Source organism: Nonomuraea monospora (genome assembly GCF_039531895.1).
GTDB classification, from domain to species: domain Bacteria; phylum Actinomycetota; class Actinomycetes; order Streptosporangiales; family Streptosporangiaceae; genus Nonomuraea; species Nonomuraea monospora.
Map to the genome: position 1 here is coordinate 152,986 of NZ_BAAAQX010000009.1, position 20,976 is coordinate 173,961.

18 protein-coding genes and 1 pseudogene are annotated in these 20,976 nt (G+C 70.3%); 10 read left to right on the forward strand and 9 right to left on the reverse strand.

Translation table 11 applies throughout. The annotated features are described in order from the left end of the window. Positions 1-27: 27 nt before the first annotated feature. Complete coding sequence (locus tag ABD331_RS19930) at positions 28-477, reverse strand: hypothetical protein (RefSeq protein ID WP_344476823.1); 450 nt, start codon at positions 475-477, stop codon at positions 28-30. Then, the gene (locus tag ABD331_RS19935; RefSeq protein WP_344476825.1) at positions 467-1,219 is read right to left on the reverse strand and encodes a PAS domain S-box protein; all 753 of its coding nucleotides are present in this window, start codon (positions 1,217-1,219) and stop codon (positions 467-469) included. Before ABD331_RS19935 ends, ABD331_RS19930 begins: the two co-directional genes overlap by 11 nt. A 157-nt stretch (positions 1,220-1,376) precedes the next feature. On the opposite strand from ABD331_RS19935, the gene ABD331_RS19940 reads away from it, so the two are divergent. Beyond that, complete coding sequence (locus ABD331_RS19940; protein WP_148443753.1) at positions 1,377-1,595, forward strand: hypothetical protein; 219 nt, start codon at positions 1,377-1,379, stop codon at positions 1,593-1,595. Here the strand turns inward: ABD331_RS19940 and fxsT are convergent. Then, complete coding sequence (fxsT, locus tag ABD331_RS19945) at positions 1,590-4,124, reverse strand: FxSxx-COOH system tetratricopeptide repeat protein (RefSeq protein WP_344476827.1); 2,535 nt, start codon at positions 4,122-4,124, stop codon at positions 1,590-1,592. The two genes, ABD331_RS19940 and fxsT, sit on opposite strands and share 6 nt — an antisense overlap. A 145-nt stretch (positions 4,125-4,269) precedes the next feature. Between fxsT and fxsA the strand changes: the two genes are divergently transcribed. The 5 genes from fxsA to ABD331_RS19965 all read left to right on the forward strand — a co-directional run bounded on the left by fxsA (position 4,270) and on the right by ABD331_RS19965 (position 9,590). Then, the gene (fxsA, locus tag ABD331_RS60975; RefSeq protein WP_425566014.1) at positions 4,270-4,434 is read left to right on the forward strand and encodes an FxSxx-COOH cyclophane-containing RiPP peptide; all 165 of its coding nucleotides are present in this window, start codon (positions 4,270-4,272) and stop codon (positions 4,432-4,434) included. 91 nt (positions 4,435-4,525) lie between these two features. Next, positions 4,526-5,404, forward strand: a complete 879-nt coding sequence (locus ABD331_RS19950) for an SIR2 family NAD-dependent protein deacylase (RefSeq protein ID WP_344476829.1) — start codon at positions 4,526-4,528, stop codon at positions 5,402-5,404. A gap of 8 nt (positions 5,405-5,412) precedes the next feature. Continuing rightward, positions 5,413-7,050, forward strand: coding sequence for an nSTAND1 domain-containing NTPase (locus ABD331_RS19955; RefSeq protein WP_344476831.1), 1,638 nt, complete (start codon positions 5,413-5,415; stop codon positions 7,048-7,050). Positions 7,051-7,125: 75 nt separating this feature from the next. After that, entirely contained in the window at positions 7,126-8,304 is a 1,179-nt protein-coding gene (locus tag ABD331_RS19960) for an FxsB family cyclophane-forming radical SAM/SPASM peptide maturase (protein WP_344476832.1), read from the forward strand. Further along, positions 8,301-9,590 (forward strand): HEXXH motif domain-containing protein, encoded by a 1,290-nt coding sequence (locus tag ABD331_RS19965; RefSeq protein WP_344476834.1) that lies wholly within the window; start codon positions 8,301-8,303, stop codon positions 9,588-9,590. Before ABD331_RS19960 ends, ABD331_RS19965 begins: the two co-directional genes overlap by 4 nt. On the opposite strand, the gene ABD331_RS19970 is transcribed toward ABD331_RS19965, so the two are convergent. Both ABD331_RS19970 and ABD331_RS19975 read right to left on the reverse strand, forming a co-directional pair. After that, a complete protein-coding gene (locus ABD331_RS19970) occupies positions 9,578-10,981 on the reverse strand; it encodes a S8 family peptidase (protein WP_344476836.1) in 1,404 nt (467 codons plus the stop codon). The two genes, ABD331_RS19965 and ABD331_RS19970, sit on opposite strands and share 13 nt — an antisense overlap. Continuing rightward, positions 10,981-11,691 (reverse strand): hypothetical protein, encoded by a 711-nt coding sequence (locus ABD331_RS19975; protein ID WP_344476839.1) that lies wholly within the window; start codon positions 11,689-11,691, stop codon positions 10,981-10,983. Before ABD331_RS19975 ends, ABD331_RS19970 begins: the two co-directional genes overlap by 1 nt. Positions 11,692-11,931: 240 nt before the next feature. Between ABD331_RS19975 and ABD331_RS19980 the strand changes: the two genes are divergently transcribed. Both ABD331_RS19980 and ABD331_RS19985 read left to right on the forward strand, forming a co-directional pair. Further along, entirely contained in the window at positions 11,932-12,915 is a 984-nt protein-coding gene (locus ABD331_RS19980; RefSeq protein WP_344476841.1) for an ATP-binding cassette domain-containing protein, read from the forward strand. Next, positions 12,912-13,751, forward strand: coding sequence for an ABC transporter permease (locus ABD331_RS19985; protein WP_344476843.1), 840 nt, complete (start codon positions 12,912-12,914; stop codon positions 13,749-13,751). Before ABD331_RS19980 ends, ABD331_RS19985 begins: the two co-directional genes overlap by 4 nt. Positions 13,752-15,803: 2,052 nt before the next feature. Here the strand turns inward: ABD331_RS19985 and ABD331_RS19990 are convergent. The 4 genes and pseudogenes from ABD331_RS19990 to ABD331_RS20005 all read right to left on the reverse strand — a co-directional run. After that, positions 15,804-16,925: pseudogene (locus tag ABD331_RS19990) on the reverse strand (AfsR/SARP family transcriptional regulator); the annotation flags it as partial. A gap of 259 nt (positions 16,926-17,184) precedes the next feature. Further along, the gene (locus tag ABD331_RS19995) at positions 17,185-17,694 is read right to left on the reverse strand and encodes a hypothetical protein (protein WP_344476845.1); all 510 of its coding nucleotides are present in this window, start codon (positions 17,692-17,694) and stop codon (positions 17,185-17,187) included. Further along, positions 17,675-17,854: a hypothetical protein gene (locus ABD331_RS20000; RefSeq protein ID WP_344476847.1), complete on the reverse strand. Its 180-nt coding sequence runs from the start codon at positions 17,852-17,854 to the stop codon at positions 17,675-17,677. The genes ABD331_RS19995 and ABD331_RS20000 overlap by 20 nt, the downstream gene beginning before the upstream one ends. A 132-nt stretch (positions 17,855-17,986) precedes the next feature. Next, positions 17,987-18,562 (reverse strand): hypothetical protein, encoded by a 576-nt coding sequence (locus ABD331_RS20005; RefSeq protein WP_344476849.1) that lies wholly within the window; start codon positions 18,560-18,562, stop codon positions 17,987-17,989. A 109-nt stretch (positions 18,563-18,671) separates the two neighbouring features. Between ABD331_RS20005 and ABD331_RS20010 the strand changes: the two genes are divergently transcribed. Continuing rightward, a complete protein-coding gene (locus ABD331_RS20010) occupies positions 18,672-19,313 on the forward strand; it encodes a DUF6461 domain-containing protein (protein ID WP_344476851.1) in 642 nt (213 codons plus the stop codon). Then, positions 19,310-20,884 carry a hypothetical protein gene (locus tag ABD331_RS20015; protein WP_344476852.1) on the forward strand — a complete coding sequence of 525 codons (1,575 nt, stop codon included), beginning with the start codon at positions 19,310-19,312 and terminating at the stop codon, positions 20,882-20,884. Before ABD331_RS20010 ends, ABD331_RS20015 begins: the two co-directional genes overlap by 4 nt. The last annotated feature ends 92 nt before the right edge of the window (positions 20,885-20,976 follow it).

Genomic DNA, 20,976 nt, shown 5'->3' on the forward strand with positions numbered 1-20,976 from the left:
CGAATCCCGGCCGCCGCCCCCCGCCCGTCACTCCTGCTGCGGGTGCCGGAGCTGGTAGGGCCCGGTGGTCTCCGAGGCCGGCGCCGGTGACAGGCCCGCAGCCAGGAGCTGGGTGCGCAGCGAGACCACCGTACGGTCGAGCGCCCGGATCTGCGCCTGCAGCCGGCGGATCTGGTCGCGCATGGCCGTGGAGGCGGTCTGCTCCTCCGCCAGGTCGGAGCTCACCTGGGACGCCTGGCTCTGCATGCGGTTGAGCTGTTTCTCGAGCTGGTCGAGGGCGTCCTCGTAGATCGTCTTGGCGCGCAGGAAGGCCTCGGCGTCCACCTTGGACCGCTCCAGCTCAGCCTGCCGCTCCACCTGGAGCAGCGCGGTCTGGTGGGTCTTCTTGTTGGCGTCGGTGGCCGAGCGGAAGGCCAGGTAGGCCACTCCGAGCGGAACGGCGCCGATCGCCACCTGGATGAGGATGTCAGTCAGCATCGCCGCCTCGCAGGGGCCTGATGACGCCGGTGTAGGCGATGCCGTCGTCGCTGTGCCACGCGTTGACGGTCAGCGCGATGGGGAACTCACTGCCGTCGCGCCGCAGCCCGATCAGCGGGATGATGCGCCCCGCCAGCTCGGACGCGCCGGTGACCCGTACCCTGGCCAGGCCCTCGACGTGCTGGTGGCGCAGGCGCGACGGCATGAGGATGGTCAGCGGCCGGCCGACCGCCTCCTCGGTGCTCCAGCCGAACAGCTTGGCCGCCTGCGGATTCCAGGACTGGATGAGCCCGTCGGCGTCGGCGACGATGACCGCCGCGCCGCCCGTCGCCCGGTCGGCCGCCTCGGCCTCGGGCCAGGTCGCGATCAGCGCGATCCAGCCGCCGAACGCCAGCCAGACGGCCGCGCCGACCCAGCCGCGCGGGTTGTCGCCGTTGAAGGTCGAGATCAGGTACACCAGGCCGTACAGCAGGAGCAGCGCGGTGGCGGCCGCGAAGGCGATGCGGTCCGAGCGCAGGAACATCTGCACCAGGCACAACGCTCCGGTGGCGCACCAGGCCAGCGCCCAGACGTCGAGGGGGGCGATGGCGGCGAGCACGGTGTAGCCCGTGGCGGCCCGCTGCTCGGCCGGGGGGAACGCCAGGGAGGCCGCGATGGCTAAGCACAGCAGGCCCACGAAGCCCAGCGAGGCGCCGCGACGGCCGATGCGGTGGAGGAGGCGGGTGAGATCTCGATTACTCACGGTCGTTAGATTAATGCATATAGTTAGTTTTTGCGGCTGGTTAGTCGCCTCGGCTATGGACGGTGCGACTATCGTGACTCCCTGTATGTGACACCGTTCCCAGATGGCCTGATTTCGCCGGGTGGACCGGCTCGGCGGGGCTGGTTACAGTGACCGCATGACTACAGTGGGTTACGACGTAGAAGCGCTCCGCACCGCGTTCCCCGACTGGTCGTTCTTCTTCAGCGACGAGGGCGTCCTCTACGCGACCAGGCGCGGGGTCCGGCTCGACGACGCCGACATTCTCAAGGGGCTGCACCAGACCGTGAGCGCGAACGACGTGGAAACGGTCGTGGACCTCCTGGAGGACCAGCAGCGTGTGGCAGCGATGTCATAGCACCGGAGGGTCGAAGTCGAAGTCGAGGCGCCGTCGCTGCTCCGCCACGTCGACGTCGGGGTGTCCGGGGCCGAGCACGCGCAGGTAGCGCTGGAGCGTGTCGGCCTTGAGCGACTCCGCCTCGCTCTTCGCGTCGAGCTTGTACAGGTCCACGACCAGGTTCGCGGCCGCCGCGAGCGTCAGGGGGTGGTCGGGGCCGAGCAGCTCGCGCAGGCGGCTCAGCGTGTTCTCGCCCAGCATCCTGGCCTGCTCGACCTCGCCGGTCTCCGCCAGGTCGCTGGCGAGGTTGATCGCGCAGGTCAGGGTGAAGTGGTGGTCGCGGGTGAGCCGCCGGTCGAGGCCCTCCAGCGCCTGGCCGTCGAGGGTCACCGCCTCGTCCGCGCGCCTGTTGACCCGCAGGAGCAGGGCGAGGTTGGTGTCGCAGCCGTACCGGAAGGGGTGGTCGGCGCCGTACATGGTCTGGAACTGCGGGGTCAGCTCCTCCAGCAGGCTCAGCGCCTCGGCCGTCTCGCCGGAGGCCCGCTGGGCGTTGGCCAGGCACAGGCCGGTGGCCAGGGTGTCGGGGTGGTGCATGCCGGCGTTGCGCATCTGCAGCTCGAAGGTGCGCCGCGCCAGCTCCAGCGCCTCGTCTGCCTTGGCGTCGCGGCGCTTGGCGATCGACAGGTCCTTGGCCACGCGCAGCGTCCACGGGTGCTCGACGCCGAGTTGCTCGACGCCGTACTCGTAGGCGTCCTCGCCGATGTCGCAGGCCTCGCGGTACTTGCCGCTCAGCCGCACGACGCGGGCCAGGCCGTTCCAGGACGACAGCACGTTCATGCTGCTGACCCCCGAGCCGGGCCGCCGCTGCAGCCGGAACGTGGTGGACTGCAGCTCCAGGGCTCGCTCGTAGTTGCCGAGCAGCAGGTAGTCGAGGGCCAGGTTGTTCATCGCGCGCAGGGAGCGGCGGTGCTCGGCCCCGAAGACCTCCTCGTGCCGGCGCAGCGAGTCGAGGTCGTGCTGCAGCGCCTGCGCGAAGTCGCCGCGGAAGCGCAGGTCGGCGCCGTGGCTGTTGAGCAGCAGCAGCGTCTCCTCGTGGTCCTCGCCGAGCACCTCGCGCATCTGCGCGAGCAGGCGCTGGTTCAGGTCGAACGACTCGGCGAGGTTGCCCAGCTCGCGGGTGACGATGGCCAGGTGGCGCTGCGCCGACAGGACGTTCTGGTCGTCGTCGCCGCTGGTGGCCCGCCACTGCGAGATGCACCGGTCGACCAGCATCTGCGCCGACTTGAAGTCGCCGGAGGAGTACAGGTAGCGGATCATGGTGAGGGTGAAGCGCCGGATGCGCGGGTCCTCCGAGTGGTCGACCTGCGACGGCGTGATGTGGCCCAGCAGGCCGCCGTAGCGGGGCCAGGCCGCGGTGTCGTCAGGCTCGTACGGGTCCGCCGCGGCGGCCATCAGCAGGTGGGCCTCGTTACGCATGACCACCCGCTCCTCGGGCGGCAGGTCGTCGCGCAGCAGGGCCTGGACCAGCCGGTGGATCTGCAGGGTGCGGCTCGCGGAGTCGATCCTGACCAGGGCGTACCTGCCGAGCTCGCGCAGGATGCGGCTGGTGATGATGGGGTCGGCCAGGGTCTCGGCCAGCTTCGAGCCCTCGGCGAACTCGGGGGGCAGCCGGTCGAACAGGTCGCGCGGGATCGGCTCTGGGCCGAAGAAGGCGCAGCAGCGCAGCAGCTCGACCGCGATGGGCATGCGGGTGGTGAGCTGCGAGACCGACAGCGCCCACGCGGCCGACATCGACAGCGGGTAGTCGGCGGGCTTGTTGGTGCCCAGCAGCCGGGTGGTCTGCTCGTCGAGCAGCCTGAGGTAGTCCTTGACCGAGATCGTGGTCTCGACCTGGAGGGCGCCCGCCTGCTCCAGGGCCAGCGGCAGGTCTCCGAGCGCCTCCGCCAGCTCGTCGGCCTCGGTCTCGGTGATGCCGTGCGGGACGCGCTTGGTGAGGAACTCGATGCTCTCCGCGCGGGGGAAGACGTCGACCGCCAGGGTGTCGACCACCCCCTGCCAGCTGTGGTTACGCGAGGTGATCAGCACGTGGCCCGGCCCTCTGGGCGCGATCGCGTTGATCTCGTCGACCTCGTCGGCGTTGTCGAAGATCAGCAGCCATTTTGCGTACGGCACGCCGCGCCGCAGGGCGTCCAGCGCGGCCTCGGCCGCCTCCTCGACCCCGGTGGAGGGGCCGATGGGCAGCCTTAACTCGCGGGCGAGCCCGGCCAGTGACGACTTCACCAGCATCGGCTGGTCGGCGGGGATCCACCAGACCAGTTCGTACTCCTTGCGGAAGCGGTGGGCGTACTCGATGGCGAGCTGGGTCTTGCCCACGCCGCCGAGCCCGTGCAGCGCGTGCGGGACGACGGCGGTGACATCCGACATCAGCCCTTCGTGAAGGGCGCGCAGCAGGTCGGTGCGTCCCGTGAAGTTCATGTTTCGCTGCGGGACGCGGCCCCAGATGGCGGGAAGTTGTCCGGAGGATTCCGGCGAATAGTGCGAAACCGACACGATTACCGCCTCCGCTGGCCCCGGGCTTTAATTGAGCTTAGACGTCGTGCAGACGCAGGTGAAGGCATAGACTGCCACTCTCGCCAGGACTTCTCAACCGTGCGAGGATGAGTCCGCACAGTTGTCATCCGGCCCGGAGAGTGTTATGGACAGCGCAGAAGGAGAATACGGCGGAGGTCTCATCGACGTCAGTGGATGGAGCCTGAGCGACCTGGACGGGTTGCCCTCCACCCCCTTGACGTCGGCCCTGCGCCGCCTGGTGGAAGAGGCGGGAACCGGCCCCGTGGCGGGTTTTCAGTCGGCGCTATGAATCGCCGCCCTGAGGTCTTAGCCTGAACCAACACCATTGTGTTACGGCAATTTTAATTCTCAGGCACACGATGTGATGTCGGGATGGGCGCGTGAAGGATGCCGACTGGGACCGGCTGGTCCGGCAGTTGCGTCGCGGGGATTGCACGCCCCTTCTCGGTGCGGGCGCGAGTTCCGGTCGGTTACCGACCGGAAAGCAGCTCAGCCAAAAATTCGCCGGCATCTACAAATATCCGTTCACCGACGTGCACAACTTACCGCGCGTCATGCATTACGCGGTCACGGCCAACGGCGACCCGGTGGACCTCAAGCACCAGGTGTGCTCCTATCTGCGTGAGTACAAGCCGCCCGCCGACGACCCGCCTCCTCCGATAGATCCGCACGAGGTGCTCGCGCAGTTCCCGATCAGGACCTTCCTCACCACGAACTACGACGACTTCATGGCCCACGCGCTGCTCCAGGAGAAGTCGTGCCGCAAGAACCCCACGAGCACATCTCCGAAATGGTGGGACACCGAGGAAAAAGAGCCGCATATCGAGCTGCCCACGCATGAGGAACCGCTGATCTACCATCTGCACGGCCGCTGGGACGACCCCGGCTCACTGGTGCTGACCGACGACGACTACCTGACGTACCTGGTCAACATGGTCGAGGCCCGCGCGGCCAACGACCAGCCCCCCTTGCCCAGCACCGTGATCCGCGCGATGACCTCCCATCCGCTGCTCTTCGTCGGCTACAGCCTCCAGGACTGGAATTTCCGCGTCCTGTTCCACGGGCTGCTCAAGGCCATGCCGCTGATCATGCGGCGGCGGCACATCAGCGTGCAACTGATGCCGGATCTCAACGAATCCGTGGCAGACGCCGGCGAGCGCGCACGCGAATATCTCGAGAAGTACCTCAACGACTGGAGCATCACGATATTCATCGGCAGCACGCAGGAGTTCTTCGAACAACTGCGCGGGAGGATGTGAAGGGACGCATGCAAGAGCCGAATCCGCATGTGCACCCGTACGTGGGGCTGCGCCCTTACCGGCGTGAGGAGAGCGCGCTGTTCTACGGCCGCGAGCGCGAGGCCCAGGAGGTCGCGACCCTCTGGCAGGCCACCGGCCTGACCGTGCTCTACGGCGCCTCGGGCGTGGGGAAGACCTCCCTGCTGCACGCCGGGGTGCTGCCGCTGCTCGACCCGGAACGCACCGACGTGCTGCCCGTCGCCCGCATCGGCTCCCACCTGGCGCCGTCGGAGTCGGGCGGCAACCCGTACGTCGTGGCGCTGTTGTCGTCGTGGGACCCCGAGCTCGGCCCGGCGCGGCTGGCGACGCTGACGATCTCCGAGTACCTGCGGCTCAGGCCGGAGCACACCGACCTCTACGGCGACCCCGTGCCCACCCTGGCCGCCATCGACCAGGCGGAGGAGATCTTCCACGGCTCGCCGCGCCTGGAGAAGGAGCGCAAGGCGTTCCTGGAGCAGCTCGCGACCGCCGTTCGCACGCATCCAGGGCTGCACGTCCTGCTCTCGCTGCGCGAGGAGTACCTCTTCCTCGTGCTGCCCTACGAGCGCCCGATCGGGCAGGGCTCGCGAGCGCGCTTCCACCTGCACCCCCTCACCCCGGAGAAGGCCAGGGAGGCGATCCGCAAGCCGCTCGGCCACACGCGCAGGACCATCACGCCGGCCGCCGCCGACCTGCTCATCGACGAGCTGCGCACGGTCAACTTCGTCAACGAGCTCGGCGAGACCTCCACCATCCAGCTCGACACCGTCGAGCCCATCCAGCTCCAGGTGGTGTGCTCGGCGCTGTGGGCCTCGCTCCCGGAGGAGGTCACCGAGATCACCGAGGACCACGCCCGCCTGTACGCCCAGGTGGAGGAGTTCCTCTTCGAGTTCTACAAGCACACGATCTCCGACGTGGCCCTCGAGCACCGGGTGCCGGCCAACGAGATCCGGTTCTGGATGCGCAACGTCTTCATCACCGAGCACGGCACCAGGAACGCCGTCTACGAGGGGTTGAGGACCACTCAGGGCATGCCCAACGAGGTCGTGCGCGCGCTGGAGGACCGCCACCTGCTCCGCGCCGAGCAGCGGCTCGGCATCCGCTGGTACGAGCTCACCCACGACCGCCTCATCGGCCCGGTCTCGCGCTCCGACTCGCCCGAGTCGTCCCTGCGTGAGGCCCGTCTGGCGCTGGAGGAGCAGAACTACGAAGGCGCCAGCAGGCTGGCCGACGCGGCCGTCCGGGCCGCCGACGCGGGCGCCTCCTGGGTACGCGCGGAGGCGGCCGAGATCTTCGCCAGCGTGGCCGCCGCCAGAGGCGAGATCCTCACCGCGCGCAGATACTGTGAGGAGGCGGCGGGCATCTTCGCCGAGCGGCAGCGCTTCGACGGGGTGGCCAGAGCCTTGACCACCGACGGTCTCCTGTGGCTGGCGCAAGGTGACCCCACCAGGGCCATCGAACGCATCAGCGCCGCACTGAACTGGGCGCCGAACGACGTGGCCGCCCGGATCGCGCTGGCGGAGGCGCTGCTGAAATCGGGGACCCCGAAGGCGGCGGACGCGGTCATCAACGGGTTACCTTCAGATCTTGCCCAGCAGACGTGGAAAAAGCTTCGTGATCCGACGTGACTGATTATGCTCGACGGCCATGACACCAGACGCGCGGGCCGGCCGGCCTTGCCTGAGTGGCCTCTAACACTCGACGTGGCCAGGCTCGCCGATGGCGGCTGGCGGCCGACCCCGTTCAGGCAGTTCATCCTGAAGATCCACAGCAGGTGTGATCTGGCCTGCACGTACTGCTACATGTACGAGATGGCCGACCAGAGCTGGCGCTCGCGGCCCCTGCGCATGGCGCCCGACGTGGTGGAGGCGGTGGCGGCTCGGATCGCCGAGCACGTACGCGGCCACGACCTCCCCTCGATCGAGCTGATCCTGCACGGCGGCGAGCCGCTCCTGATGCGGCCCGAGGAGATCGACGGGCTCGTCGGCACCGTGCGTGACACGGTCGACGCGCACGTCGCCGTGACCGTGCAGACCAACGGCGTCCGGCTGGACACGGCCTACCTGGGGGTGTTCGACCGGCTCGACGTCGGCGTCGGCGTCAGCCTCGACGGTGACCAGCGGGCGCACGACCGCAGCCGCAGGACGCCCGGCGGGCGCGGCAGCCACCACAAGGTGGCGGCGGGCCTGCGGCTGCTGACCGAGCCGCCCTTCCAGCGGCTGTTCCGCGGCCTGCTCTGCACGGTGGACCTGCGTAACGATCCGCTGGAGACGTACCGGGCGCTGCTCGAGTTCGGGCCGCCTGTCATCGACTTCCTGCTGCCGCACGGCACCTGGGCGCAACCGCCGCCGGGGCTCGGCGGCGACAGCGGCGACGGGGGCGGCACGCCGTACGCGGACTGGCTGATCGCGATCTTCGACGACTGGTACGCCCAGTCCGCCAGACCGGCGGGCGTGCGCCTGTTCGACGAGATCATCTACCTGCTCGTCGGCGGCAGGTCGGCCAGCGAGCAGATCGGCCTGTCACCCACCGCCATGGTGGTCGTCGAGACCGACGGCGAGATCGAGCAATCGGACATCCTGAAGTCCGCCTACGAGGGCGCACCGGGCACCGGGCTGCACGTGTTGCGCAATTCTTTCGACGAGGTGCTCGCCCTGCCGTCCATCGCCGCACGTCAGATCGGCTGGGCCGCGTTGTCGCCCACGTGCGCCGCCTGTCCGGTCGCCCGGGTCTGCGGCGGCGGCCACTATGCTCATCGCTATCGGCCTGGCAGCGGATTTCTCAACCCGTCGGTCTACTGCGCCGACCTGCTGCGACTCATCACCCACGTCGCAAACACGATCAAGCGTGACATCACAGCACTGCAGAAGGACTTCCGATGAACCTCGCAGAGCACCGCATCCCGGCCTCGGCCTTCGACGAGCTCGCATCGGGCGCAGGCGGGACGGACACCGTGGAGCGGCTGAAGGCCGCCCAGCGCAGCAGGCACCTTCTCCTGCTGCGGGGAGTCCTCGACACCACGCGCGGCGCCGGCGATCCCCGCTGGCCCGCGGTGCGCCGGGCCTACGACCTGCTCGCCAGCGTGCAGGCCACGCATCCGGAGGCGGTCAGCGCCGTGCTCCACCACCCGTCCGTGGGCGCCTGGGCCCGCCACACGATCCAGACGCTCGAAACACCCGAGCAGATGTCCGCCCTGGCGGCGGCCGCCGCCATCCGCGCCCGCTTCGCCTGCGACCTCGACGTCGCCGTGGTGGACGGCGTGCTCAACCTGCCCTCGCTCGGCCAGCTCACCGTCGGCCCCGGCGTCACCACGGTGACCGTGCACTGCTCGGCCGACGGCGCGGAGGTCTCGACAGGCGGCAGATACCTGCAGATCAGCGAGGACGAGCCGGCCTGGCGGCCGTTGCGCCACCTGTCCGCGCGGGCCGCCGACGAGCACTTCGACGTGGTCATCGACGACCTCGACCCGCACCGCATGCCGGGCTCGGGCGCCCTGCGCCACCCCCTGACCCCGCAGGAGGCCGGCCACTGGCAGGACCTCCTCGACGGCGGCTGGGAACTGCTCGTCCGCAACCACCTGCCCATGGCCCAGCAGGTGTCGGCGGCCATCACCGTCTTCACGCCCCTGTCGGCGCCGCCCGACGGGATGTCCAGCGCCACCTCGCGCGAGACGTTCGGCTGCATCGCCATGTCCACGCCGCCCGACGCGCACGCGCTGGCGGTCACGCTGGCCCACGAGACGCAGCACGCCAAGCTGTCGGCGCTGCTCGACATCGTGCCGCTGACCAAGCCCGACGACGGCTCCCGCTACTACGCGCCGTGGCGTCCCGACCCCCGGCCCGCCGCCGGGCTGCTGCAGGGCACCTACGCCTACGTCGGGGTCACCGACTTCTGGGAGCGCCAGCGGCACCACGAGAGCGGCGAGTCGGAGGTCAGGGCCAACGCGGAGTTCGCCCGCTGGCGGTCGGCGGCCGGGCTGGTGGCCCGCACGCTGCTCGAAAGCGGCGCTTTGACCCCGCCTGGGGTGAGCTTCGTGAGCGGCATGGCGCGGCGGCTGGAGGAGTGGGCGCGCGAGCCCGTGCCCGGTGCGGCGGCCACCCTCGCGGAGGGGGCCGCCGACCGGCACCGGTCCCTGTGGCGGGAGCGCAACGCGGGTCAGGCTGGATAACCGTTCGCCGGATAACCGTTCGCCGGCGGCCCGCCCATCGGCGGCCCGGCTGCTGGCGGCCCGGCCATCGGCGGCCCGGCGTACGGTGGCCCGGCTGCGGGAGGCTCGGCCATCGGTGGCCCGCCCATGTACGGCCCGCCTGGTGGCGGGGGTGGCGTCGGTCCGCGGCGGGCCTTCGGCCTGCGCATGACCAGCACCGCGCCCAGCAGGAACAGCAATCCCACCGCCGCCGCCACGCCGCCGATGGCCACGTACGACATGTCGATCGGCGGGTTGGTGGTCGGCGGGGCGGCGGGCCCGTCACCGAAGTACTCATCCCCCTTGTACGGTGCCGCCTCGGTCTCGGCGGCCTTGGCCGAGCCCGCCGCCTTCACAGCCGCCGCCGCGTCGATCAGCCCGAACCCGAGCAGCACGTTGTAGCCGCCCGCCGGCTTCCGCGCGGTCCGCACCAGGATGTCGCGCACCTGCCGTGGCGTCAGATCGGGCTGCCGGGACAACATCAGCGCCACGGTGCCCGCCGCGAGCGCGCACGCGGGCGAGGTGCCGTCCCCCATCGCGTAGCCGCCGCCGTTGTCGGCGGCGTAGATGTCCACGCCGGGCGCGGCGATCGTGTTGTACGTGTGCACCTGCGAGAACTGCGCCCGCGAGCCGTCCGGCCCCATCGCCGCCACGCCGATCACGCCCGGGTACGCCGCCGGGTAGGAGACGACGTTGTTCGCGTCCACCTCCAGCGGGTCGGTGGATCCGCCGTTGCCGGCGCTGGCCAGCAGGACGACGCCCTTGCCGAGGGCGTAGTCGACGGCGGCGGCGGTGAGCTCGTCGTAGTCGCTGCCCAGGCCCCACTCGTCGCTGCCGAGGGACATGGAGATCACCTGGGCGCCCTTGTCGGCGGCGTACCGGATGCCGTTGGCCAGCGCGGCGGCCGCCTTCATGCTCTGCTCGTCGGCGGGGCCGCCCGACTCGGCGGCCTGCTCGGCGCGCTTGCGCGCCGGGTCCTCCTTGTCCCAGAGCACCCGGACGTCGAGCACCTTGGCCTGGGGAGCGACGCGCAGCACGCTGGAGGCCATGGCGGTGCCGTGGTCGCCCCAGTACGGCTGTCCCGGCTTGGCGCCGCCGCCGATGAAATCGGTGCCGGTGGTGACCCGGCCGCGGAACTCCGGGTGGTTGCGCATGACCCCGGAGTCCAGGACCGCGACCGTGACGCCCTTGCCCTGTCCGAGGCGCTGTGCGGCGGGCACCTTCATGACCTGCTGCTCCCAGCCCTTCGGCGCCTCGGCGACGGCCGGTGCCGCGGTGGCCGCCACCAGCCCGGCGACCAGCACGGCCGCACAGGTCAGCGTGCGCATCATGACCCCTCTGAGCAGCACGGCCGCACAGGTCAGCCTGCGCATCACGGTCCCACCTTCCTCGTCTCGGCCTGCACGCGGGTGCCGAGGCTCTCCGCGAGCCCCTGCGCGGTGTGCGCCCACGCCTCGCGGTCCTCCTGCTGCGGGTAGGCCCGCCTGCCCCACGGCAGCGGCAGGTTCCCCGCCCGGCGGCCGTCGGCCGGTCCGGCGGTGACGGCCACGTACATGGGGGTGCCGCCGACGCCCCAGCCGCCGTTCCCGGCGCGCGCGGCGTCCTTCCACTGGGTGCCGGGCGCGGCGAGGGCGCGTACGACGTGCTCAGGTTTGTCGTCCGCCTCGCTCATGATGTCCTGCAGCCCCTGCTGGGGGTACTGGTCGTCGCGGAAGGCGATCAGGGCGACGGTGGCGGCGGTTCCTCCGGTGTCGTCCAGGTACGTGGCGCGCAGGGCGGCGACGCAGCCGCCCTTGTCGGCGGCGCCGGCGAGCGCGCCGGAGAGCGCCTGCTGGCAGGAGGTGCTGGAAGAGATGGCGGCCCTGGTCCAGCCGCGTTCGTCGTTCGGGTCGCGGTAGGTCTTGTCGGGGTGCTCGCGGCCGAGCCGCGCGGGGAACAGCGTCTCGACGGGCACGTTGCGCCACAACTGCTTGCTGTACTCCGGGTTGTGGATGACCTGCCGGCTGTTGGACCAGGCCTTGGCGATGAACGCGCCGCCGCCCAGCAGCGGCAGCAGGCCGACGCCCGCGAGTACCAGCCCCACGATGATCCGCCAGGGGCTCCGTGGCGGACGCTGAGGTGGAGGCCAGGGGGCGTGCTGGGGTGCTGGTCGAGGGGGATACATCCCCGGCCCGGAGCCGGACGGGGGGTACACCATCGTCTCTCCTGTCGTGCTTCCTTTTGGGCCCATTTGATCTATTTGAGCGTTCTGACCCTACAGGCACGACAACCTGGTGAAACCCGGTGAGGGTGCCGTGAAACCGGCGTCCCCGACAGTGAACGCATGAACATCGCAGAACCCGGACGTACCGGGGGCGCCGATCTGGCCGTACGCACGGCGGGGCTGGCGAAGTCGTTCGGCGAGCACCGGGCCGTGGACGGGATCGACCTGGAGGTGCGCCCCGGCGAGATCTTCGGCGTCCTCGGCCCGAACGGCGCCGGCAAGACCACCACGCTGCGGATGCTGGCCACCCTGCTGACGATCGACGCCGGCCAGGCCGAGATCTTCGGCGTCGACGTGGCCGCCAACCCGCACGTGATCCGCCAGCTCGTCGGCGTCACCGGACAGTACGCCTCCGTCGACGAGAACCTGACAGCCCGCGAGAACCTCTGGCTTTTCAGCCGCCTCCAGGGCATCGCCGCGCCCCGCGCCCGGCGCATCGCCATCGACCTGCTGGGCCAGTTCGGCCTGGAGAAGGCGGCCGACAAGCCGATCGCGCAGTTCTCCGGCGGCATGCGGCGGCGCCTCGACCTGGCCGCCAGCCTGATCACCCGGCCTCCGCTGATCTTCCTCGACGAGCCGACCACCGGTCTCGACCCGCGCACCCGCGGCCAGATGTGGGACACCATCCGCGGCCTGGTCGCCGACGGCTGCACGGTGCTGCTGACCACGCAGTACCTGGACGAGGCCGACCAGCTCGCCGACCGCGTCGCCGTCATCGACCACGGCCGAAAGGTCGCCGAGGGCACCCCCGACGAGCTGAAGACCACGGTCGGCAACTCCACCCTCCAACTGCTGCTCGCCGACCCCGAGGAAGTGCCCGCCGCCGTCGCGGTCGTGCGGCGCGTGCTCGGCTCCGAGCCGGTGCTCAGCCCCGAGCAGGGGCGGCTGAACGTCGCGCTCGACCAGGCCGACCTGACCGCGGACGTACTGATCGCGCTGCGCACGGCCGGGGTGTCGATCACCTCGGTGAGCGTCGCCAAGCCCAGCCTGGACGAGGTGTTCCTGGCCCTCACCGGCCACGAGACGAACGAGGACGACCGATGAGCAGCACCATGATCGCGCCGAGCGGCGAGACGGTCCGGGCCGCCGACCGCGTGGCCGCCGCCCGGCGGCACGTCACCCTCGGGGAGACGGTCGCCCAGACCCTGACGATGGCGTGGCGGGCGCTGAAGAAGATGCGCCGCAACCCCGAGCAGTTCTTCGACGTGGCCCTGCAGCCCATCCTGTTCACCGCCATGTTCGCCTTCATCTTCGGCGGCGCCATCGCGGGCGACGTGCAGAGCTACCTGCCCCTGATGATCCCCGGCATCCTCGCCCAGACCGTGCTGACCACCTGCATGGCCACCGGCACCCAGCTCCGCGAGGACATGGAGAAGGGCGTCTTCGACCGGTTCAAGTCGCTGCCGATCGCCCGGATCGCGCCGCTCGCCGGCCCGATGGTGGCCGACCTGCTGCGGTACACGATCGCGGCCACCCTGACCTTCGGCATGGGCCTGGTGATGGGCTACCGGCCGGGCGGCGGGGCGGGCGGCGTGCTCGCCGCGATCCTGCTGGCGATCTTCACGGGCTGGTCGCTGGCGTGGGTCTTCACCTACGTGGGCACGATCGCCCGCAGCGCCCAGGCCGTCCAGGGCATCTCGATGATGATCCTGTTCCCGCTGACGTTCCTGTCGAACGCGTTCGTGCCCGTCGAGACGCTGCCCGGCTGGCTGGCCGCGTTCGTGCGGATCAACCCCGTCTCACACCTCGTCACGGCCGCGCGGGACCTCGCCAACACCGGGACCGTCAGCGGCGCGGTGGCCTGGACGCTCCTGGCGTCCGTGATCGTCATCGCGATCTTCGCGCCGCTGTCGGTGCGCAGCTACAAGCGGCACCTGTGACCGCAGCCCGTCGCGTACCTGCTTGACGAGACCGCGCGCCTCGTCGAGCAGGTCGAAGCCGCGCCGGTCGCCGTAGTGCTCCCGCAGCGCGGCGAGCACGCCGGGCGCGGCCCGTTCCGCGCGCCGCTCGATCCGGTCGAACGCCATGCTCGGCATGGTGCCGTTGTAGGCGAACCGCTCGGCCAGCACCAGCAGCCTGATCGCGTCACGGGGCGTCATCACCTCGCGCAGCAGCCCCCAGGCGCCCAGCCCGAAGAGCATCGAGCCGCACAGCGGGTAGTCCAGGGCCGGGTTGTGGACGGTCAGCACGTCGCGGCCCAGCACGGTGGCGAACAGCTCCTCGCCGTACTGGACGTGCGCCTCCTCGCGGGCGTGGTAGGCGTACGCCGTCAACGTGACCGCCTCCGCCACGATCGCCCACGGCGGGCACTCCGACGCCGGCAGCCCCGGCAGGCGCAGATCCCGCGACCGCTCGACCGCCTTGCGGTAGGCCGCCAGCGCGGCGGCCGTCTCGCCCCTGGCGTACGCCATCTCGGCCGTGCACAACGAGACCATCGCCACCCCGCCGAGCACGACCTCCTTCTCGTTGATCCGGTCGATCACGGCCAGCTGCTCCTGCGCCGCGTCCAGGTCGCCGTCGGCCAGCGCGGAGGTCAGCAGCACCGCCCTGAGCTGGGTCTCGTCGTCGGCGGCGCCGAGCCGGCTGAGCACCGGGATCGCGACGCGCGCGTGCCCGACCGCCCGCCCGCGCTCACCGAGCTGGATGTGCAGGTGGGCCAGCACGGCGTTGATGATCGCCACGAACCACGGGCCCTCCTCCCCGCTGACGTGCGCCAGCGTCCACTCGGCGGCCTCGATCGCGCCGTGGATGTCGCCCGCGTTCTCCAGGACGTGCACGCTCGAGTGCGCCGCGGCCAGCGCCACGTCCGGGTCGGCGCTGCGGCGCAGCTCGGCCAGCCGGCGGTGCATCTCGGCGCCGTCGTCCGTGTGGCAGGCGAGCGCCACCGTGACCATCGCCGCCACGCGGGAGTCCGTGGCGTCGCTCGCCGGCAGCGTGCGCAGCAACTCGCGCAGCGGGTCGTCACGGCGGTCGTTGGCGATCATGATGTTCATCAGCGTGACCAGCAGGGCGACCCTGGTCACCTCGACGAGCTCCGGCGGCGGACGCCAGCCGGTGACCACCTGGTTGATCGCGTCGCGGTGGGCGATGATCCGCAGATGGTCGCCGCGGATCGACCACAACGTGCCGATCCCCGCCAGCAACTGCACCGTCGTGACCGGGTCGGACTCGCCGAGCGCCTGGCGGAGCAGGTCGGCCAGGTTGCCCTCCTCGGCGCGCAGCGCGTCGGCCGCCTCGAACTGCCCCCGGCTGAACAGGTCGGCGGCGTGCTCCAGCGCGTACCGGGCGGCCCAGGCGCGCTGCGCCGCCCGCGCGGGCGCCTCCTCGCCGGCCTCCCTCAGCCGCATCCGGCCGAACTCCCTGACCGTCTCCAGCATCCGGTACCGGAGGCCGAACGCCGTCTCGCGGACGCTCAGCATCGACTGCTCCGTCAGCGCGTCGAGAGCGGACAGCGCGTCGGGGCCCAGCACCTGCTCGGCCGCCTCCAGCGCGAAACCGTCGCCGAACAGCGACAACCAGCGCAACGCCCGCCGCTCCCGCTCCGCCAGCAGGTTCCACGACCAGTCGATCACCGCGAGCAGCGTGCGGTGCCGGTCGGGCGCCGTGCGGTTGCCGCCGCGCAGCAGCCCGAACCGGTCCGCCAGGCGCCGCGCGATCTCCTCCACCGACATGACCCGCACCTTGGCCGCGGCCAGCTCGATCGCCAGCGGCAGCCCGTCGAGCCGCGACACGACCTCCCCGACCACCCGCTCGTCGATCCGCACGCCCGGCCTGGCCGCCGTGGCCCGCTGCCGGAACAGCTCCACGGCGTCGCCCGCCGGCAGCTCGCCGAGCGGATAGGCGCGTTCGGCGGGGATCGACAAAGGGGCGCGCGAGGTGGTGAGCACCCGCAGGTCGCGCGTCGTCACCGTCAGGAACCCGACCAGGTCCGCCACGGCCTCGATCACGTGCTCGCAGTTGTCCAGGATCAGCAGCGCAGGAGCCTGGTCGAGCTGCTGCGCGATCCGCGCGCGCACGTCCGCCCGCTGCTCGGCGGTCAGCGCGTTCCGCCCGCCCACCGAGTCGCGCACCCCCAGCGCCGAACCCACCTCGCCCACCACGCCCTCCGGCGACGAGACGCCGACCAGCTCGATGAAGTGGGCGACCGGCTGCGCGGCGTTCCTGCCCACCACGTGCGCCAGCCGGGTCTTGCCCAGCCCGCCGGGGCCGATGATGGACACCACCCGATGGGTCCGCAGCAGCGCGTGCACCGCCCGGATGTCGTCGTCGCGGCCCAGCAGCGAGGAGCCGTCGAACAGGATGCCCTCGCGCACCGGCCGGTCCGCGACCAGCAGCTCGGCGTACACGCGGGCCAGCTCAGGCCCGGGCTCGGCGCCCAGGCGGGCCACCGTGCCCGAGCGGTAACGCTCGTAGCGCTCCAGCGCCGCGGCGGCCCCCCGCACGGCCGCCTCGCTGCGCAGCAGGCAGGCCAGCAGCTCCTCGTCGTGCGGACGCTCGCCGGCGACCTCCTCCAGCAGCGGCAACGCGCCCTCGTGCGCCCCGCCGCGGCTGCGCGCGATCGCCGCCACCCGCCGCGCCTCGGCCGCCCCCCTCACGGCCACGCCCTTCAACTCCGCCAGCGGCCCTTCGGCCCCGTCAGGACCGCCCGCCACCAGCCCCATCGCCAGCCCCATCGCCAGCCCCATGGCCAGCTCCGCACGGTCGCGCGCCGCCGCCACGTCGTCCTCGCCCAGCGCCGCCCGCGCCTGCTCCACCAGCACGCCCAGCAGCAACGCGTCCACCTGCTCAGCGGGCAGCCCCAGCCGATACCCGCGCGGAATCCGCTCCACCACGTCGGCGCAGGTCGCCGCCCTCGTCCTGGACACCACCACCTGCAACGCCTTCGTCGGATTGGCCGGCGCCTCCTCCGGCCACAACTCCTCCACCAGCCGATCGTCACTGACCCCGGCGCGGCCGTGCAGGGCTAGCACGGCCAGCAAGGTGTGCGCACGATCGCCGACCACGCGGACACCCTGCCAGCGGACGCCGTCCAGCAGGATCAGAGCAGGGGACACCCCTTCAGCTTACGGATCGGGCTGGGGTAGGGCTCTTTCCTCACCCGACCGACGAGCCGCCCGCGCCGCCCGGCTTCTCCTCCGCCGAGGCCTTCGAAGCGGCTGAGATCGCTTACTGGGAGCTGCCCGATGCTCTTGTCCTTGACGGTCGTCACTCACGATCCCACGCAGCCGAGATCGACAAGGCGCCGGTCGAAGTCACGACGCACCCTCAGCCACCGCCGGAACCCTGCCCTCATCCACCAACGGCTTCAAGTGTCTAGCCAGAAACCGACCGATACCGGGCTGCCGCCAGATCCTCGGCAAGGTCCTTGAGAGACAGCTCGGCGTTCAATACGCTGACCACTTCCTGCGTCAACGGACGCAGCTCGTAGACGTGCCGCACCGCATCAAGGGCGATGGGCACCTCGTGGTAGTCCTCCGCGAACCGCCGATACGCCTCCGGCGTCGGGTCGGCCAGACGCGCGAACAGGTACCCCGCCCCGTCGGGGTCGCTCAGCCCGTCCGGATACTCGATCTCACCCACCTGCCAGCCGTCATCCTCGGCCGCGCGCCACATGCATGCGGTCACCACCGGCATGCCGTCCTCATCACAGAACGCCGGCTCCCGCACGTAGTGACCGAAGATCTCGGGGACGGAGTCGAGCACCCCCGGCCAGGGGCCGTCGTTACCGTACGGGCTCATGAGCGCCTCGTGGCCGAAGCCCCGGATGTAGGCGCCCGCCGCTGAGAAGACGATCGCGTACTCGTCACCTGAGCCGTTGCGCATCGAGGCCAGCTCCTCCCCGGGGGGACCAGCCTGTGTCGAAGAAGTGGTAGCGGTCGAAGTCTTCTGGGCTCAGGATGGCGTCCAGCACCGCCATGGAGCGGGACAGGTCGCGGAGCTGGGGGATGGCGGGCAGCCGGCGGGCCACGTCGTGAGCGGTCATGAGCGCACGATAGACCGAGCCGCTCCCCGAACTTCACAAAGGCAGCCACGACGTTCTTCGGCTCCACATTCTCGGCTCGCGCGGGATGCGGCTTGATCACTGCGTCAGTCAACCGCGCAGGCGGGAGCGCGGTCAGGAAGGCGCTCGATGCCGAAGATCCGTCACGGTGACGACTCCAGCAGAGGCCGCGCCGACGCACCATTCCCCGTGCAGCTCTGACGCATCTGGCGGAGTGAGCGCTGCTCCTCGCCCGCAGTACTCCGGATCGAGATAGACGAAGATCGAAGTCTTGGTCTCGTCCGACGCGGTGAAGGACGTCACCGGCGAAGGAGAGGTACCCGGCCGCAGTTCCTGACGTGCGCCCCGCCTGCCTTCCTGGACCTCGATGAGGACCCGTTCACTGACGGCGGCTACAGAGCGCAGACCCCACCAGCGTGGCCGGTCGAACAACACGTCCATGGGCTCCCGGCAGAGACGACCCTGCTCGAACGTGACGACAAAGTCGAGGCCAGAGCGGATCTCGAGGTGAACATCGCGATGTTCGCCGCCTTCGAGATGGAGAGCATCCTCCACTGCCGCTCGCAGCACGCGGCTGGGGAATTCCGGCCTATCCGGCCCGATGCCGAAGTACATGCCGGGGCGACGCCGAATCGATTGATCCCCTGTGAGCACGGTGATATCGGCAGCGTTGTATTTGTGACCCTCCATCTCCTCACCCTATGTAGGACGCAGCCGCTGGAACCGCCAGATCCTCCGGCGCACAAGCCCACGTCCACCTGTGACGCCTTCTGTCATCCCCGGCTGGCAACATGCCGGCATGATCGCGACTGCCGCCGACTACGCCTGGTTCACCTACGGCTGGTTCATCTACGACGAGTACACCGATCTCCGGGAGGCATACTGTTTCACTCTCGTTCGGGGGCTGACACCCGAGCAGGTCCTGGCCCGGACCGCGGCCGAAGACCTCCCGCCCATGGGGCTGAAGGAGCTGATCAAGGCAGGGGTGTCCGGCCTCGGTCGGTCCCGCTCCGGGTATGGCCACTTCTTCGGGGTCGTACCCACCGACGACTGGGCGTTCATCGTCGAACCCAACGGTTTCATGGGCGTTCTCCCCAGCATCGCCGGACGGCTGTCGGCGGGCACCCGGCTGGTCTCCCATTTCCGCAATGTCAACGGGCGGGACGACTTCCTCTGGATGGAAGACGGCCAGGAGCGTCTGGCCTTGGAGCCGAGCTGCTCCGACCTCGGCTCCTACACCAAATGGGAGGAGGAATTCAGCGAGATTGCGCGGCAGGTCAAATTCGACGATGCACACAGCAGTGAGTCGTTCTTCGCGATGGCCGAGTACCTGACCGGGGTCAAAGTGACGGCGGAATTGCTGGAACGGTCGGTCTACCTGTGTGGGATCGCACATGAACCACAGCCTCAAGTTAACCGATCCGGGTCCATGCCCACGTGATCCGCGCCGCTGAAGCTTCCGCAGCGCATACCTTCCGCCCGAGCCCCGGCTGCGCGACCGATGAGATGTCCTGGACGGCTGCTAACGTCCGGCTCGTGGTGGAATTGGGGAGAGGAATCGGGGACGTGGCGGCCATGCCGTTGCGTGGCGGCGGGTTCGGCGCCTGCGTGGTCCTGGGGACGGCCGGCGAGCGAATCATCGTGGGTGCGCTCGACTGGCACTCCGAGTTCTTGCCGAAGCTGGAGGACCTGCGCTCCGCGTCCACACTGATACTCGATCACCATGCGCACGTGGCGCATCCGGCCGTCATCTCCATCGACCGTGGCGCCGCCCCACCTTCCGACTGGCGCTGGCTGGGCACTCTCGACGGAGTTGAGGCAGTTGAGGATTGCCTGAGCTTCAGCGGATGGGAATACCTGCCGGATCAGGTCGACGCCCAGCGTCGCTGGAACTTGTTCGTCTCCGAGGCGGCCAAGACCGCCCACCCGTCCATGACGGTGGAACTCGACTTCGGAGGCGGACCGCACGAGTTCCCCGCCAGAATCGAGAACCTCGACTTTCGCCTACTGGCCGTCCTTCCGCAGGAGGGGCCGCCTGATTGGTCTCAGTTGGACGGCCTGCCGATGCTCCGGGGGCTGGTCTGGGAAGGATCCGATCGTGGCCTGACCGCGGCTCTCGGCCGGCGCCCTGGCGTCTCCGCGCTGCGCTGGGAGAATCCACCGTCCGTGGTCGACCTGTCCGGCACGGGGGTCACGTCCCTGTGGATCAGCGGAACCTGCCCTCGCCGATTGCTCCTCCCCGGCCGGCTCGAACGTTTGACGTTCCTCGACCACACCGGCGAGCTCCCCGAGGTCGTGGCCGAGGCCGACGGTGCGCGCATCGGGCTGTTCATCATCGCGCCGGAGCCGTCCGTCCCGTCTGGGCTGCGCTCGGTCCGAGACCTTGAGTTGAGCGTCGGCGGCGCCTTTTCTGCCTCGTCCTTGTCCACCTTGGCCGCGCTCGAGGTCCTGCGGATCGACTGGACGGCTCCTCCCGGCGAGCTGACCGATGCTGAGAAGCTCGCCAGCCTCCGCTCGCTTCGCAGCCTTGAACTCAACGGCGCCTACGCACTGGAGGCCGACACGCTTCCCGGCACCTGGCCGGCGCTCCGCTCGCTGCACGTGGACGGAATCAGACGCCCGACGGCCGAGCTGCTCAAGGCCCGCTACCGCGGCTCCGGGCTGGACCTCGCCGTTCGAGGTGTGAAGACCGATGAGTGGCTGGCCGCGTACCTGACCAACCCGTTTCGCGACTGGGTGGAAGACGACCGACGAGCCGCGACCGTCGCCTGCGAGGCGTACGACACAGCACTGTGCGCGGTCAGCAGCCTGAACGGTGCTTTTCCGGAGGAGGCCGAAGCGGCTCTCCGCGCGTTCATCGAAGCGCTCAACGTGATGGACGAGCGTCATGACGGCTTCATCGACACCATCCGACGTGAGGAGTCCTATGACGCGTTCCACGACCTCGGCCGACGCGCGGGTATCGACCCGGCCCAGGCCGATGAATGGTTCGATGCCTGGCGCGACTTCTAGCTGAGCCCTCAGAACGCCCGCGTTGGCAGGATCTCGGGATCGTCCTGACAAACACTAAGGCCCGCTCCCAGAATCTCTCTGGTAGCGGGCCT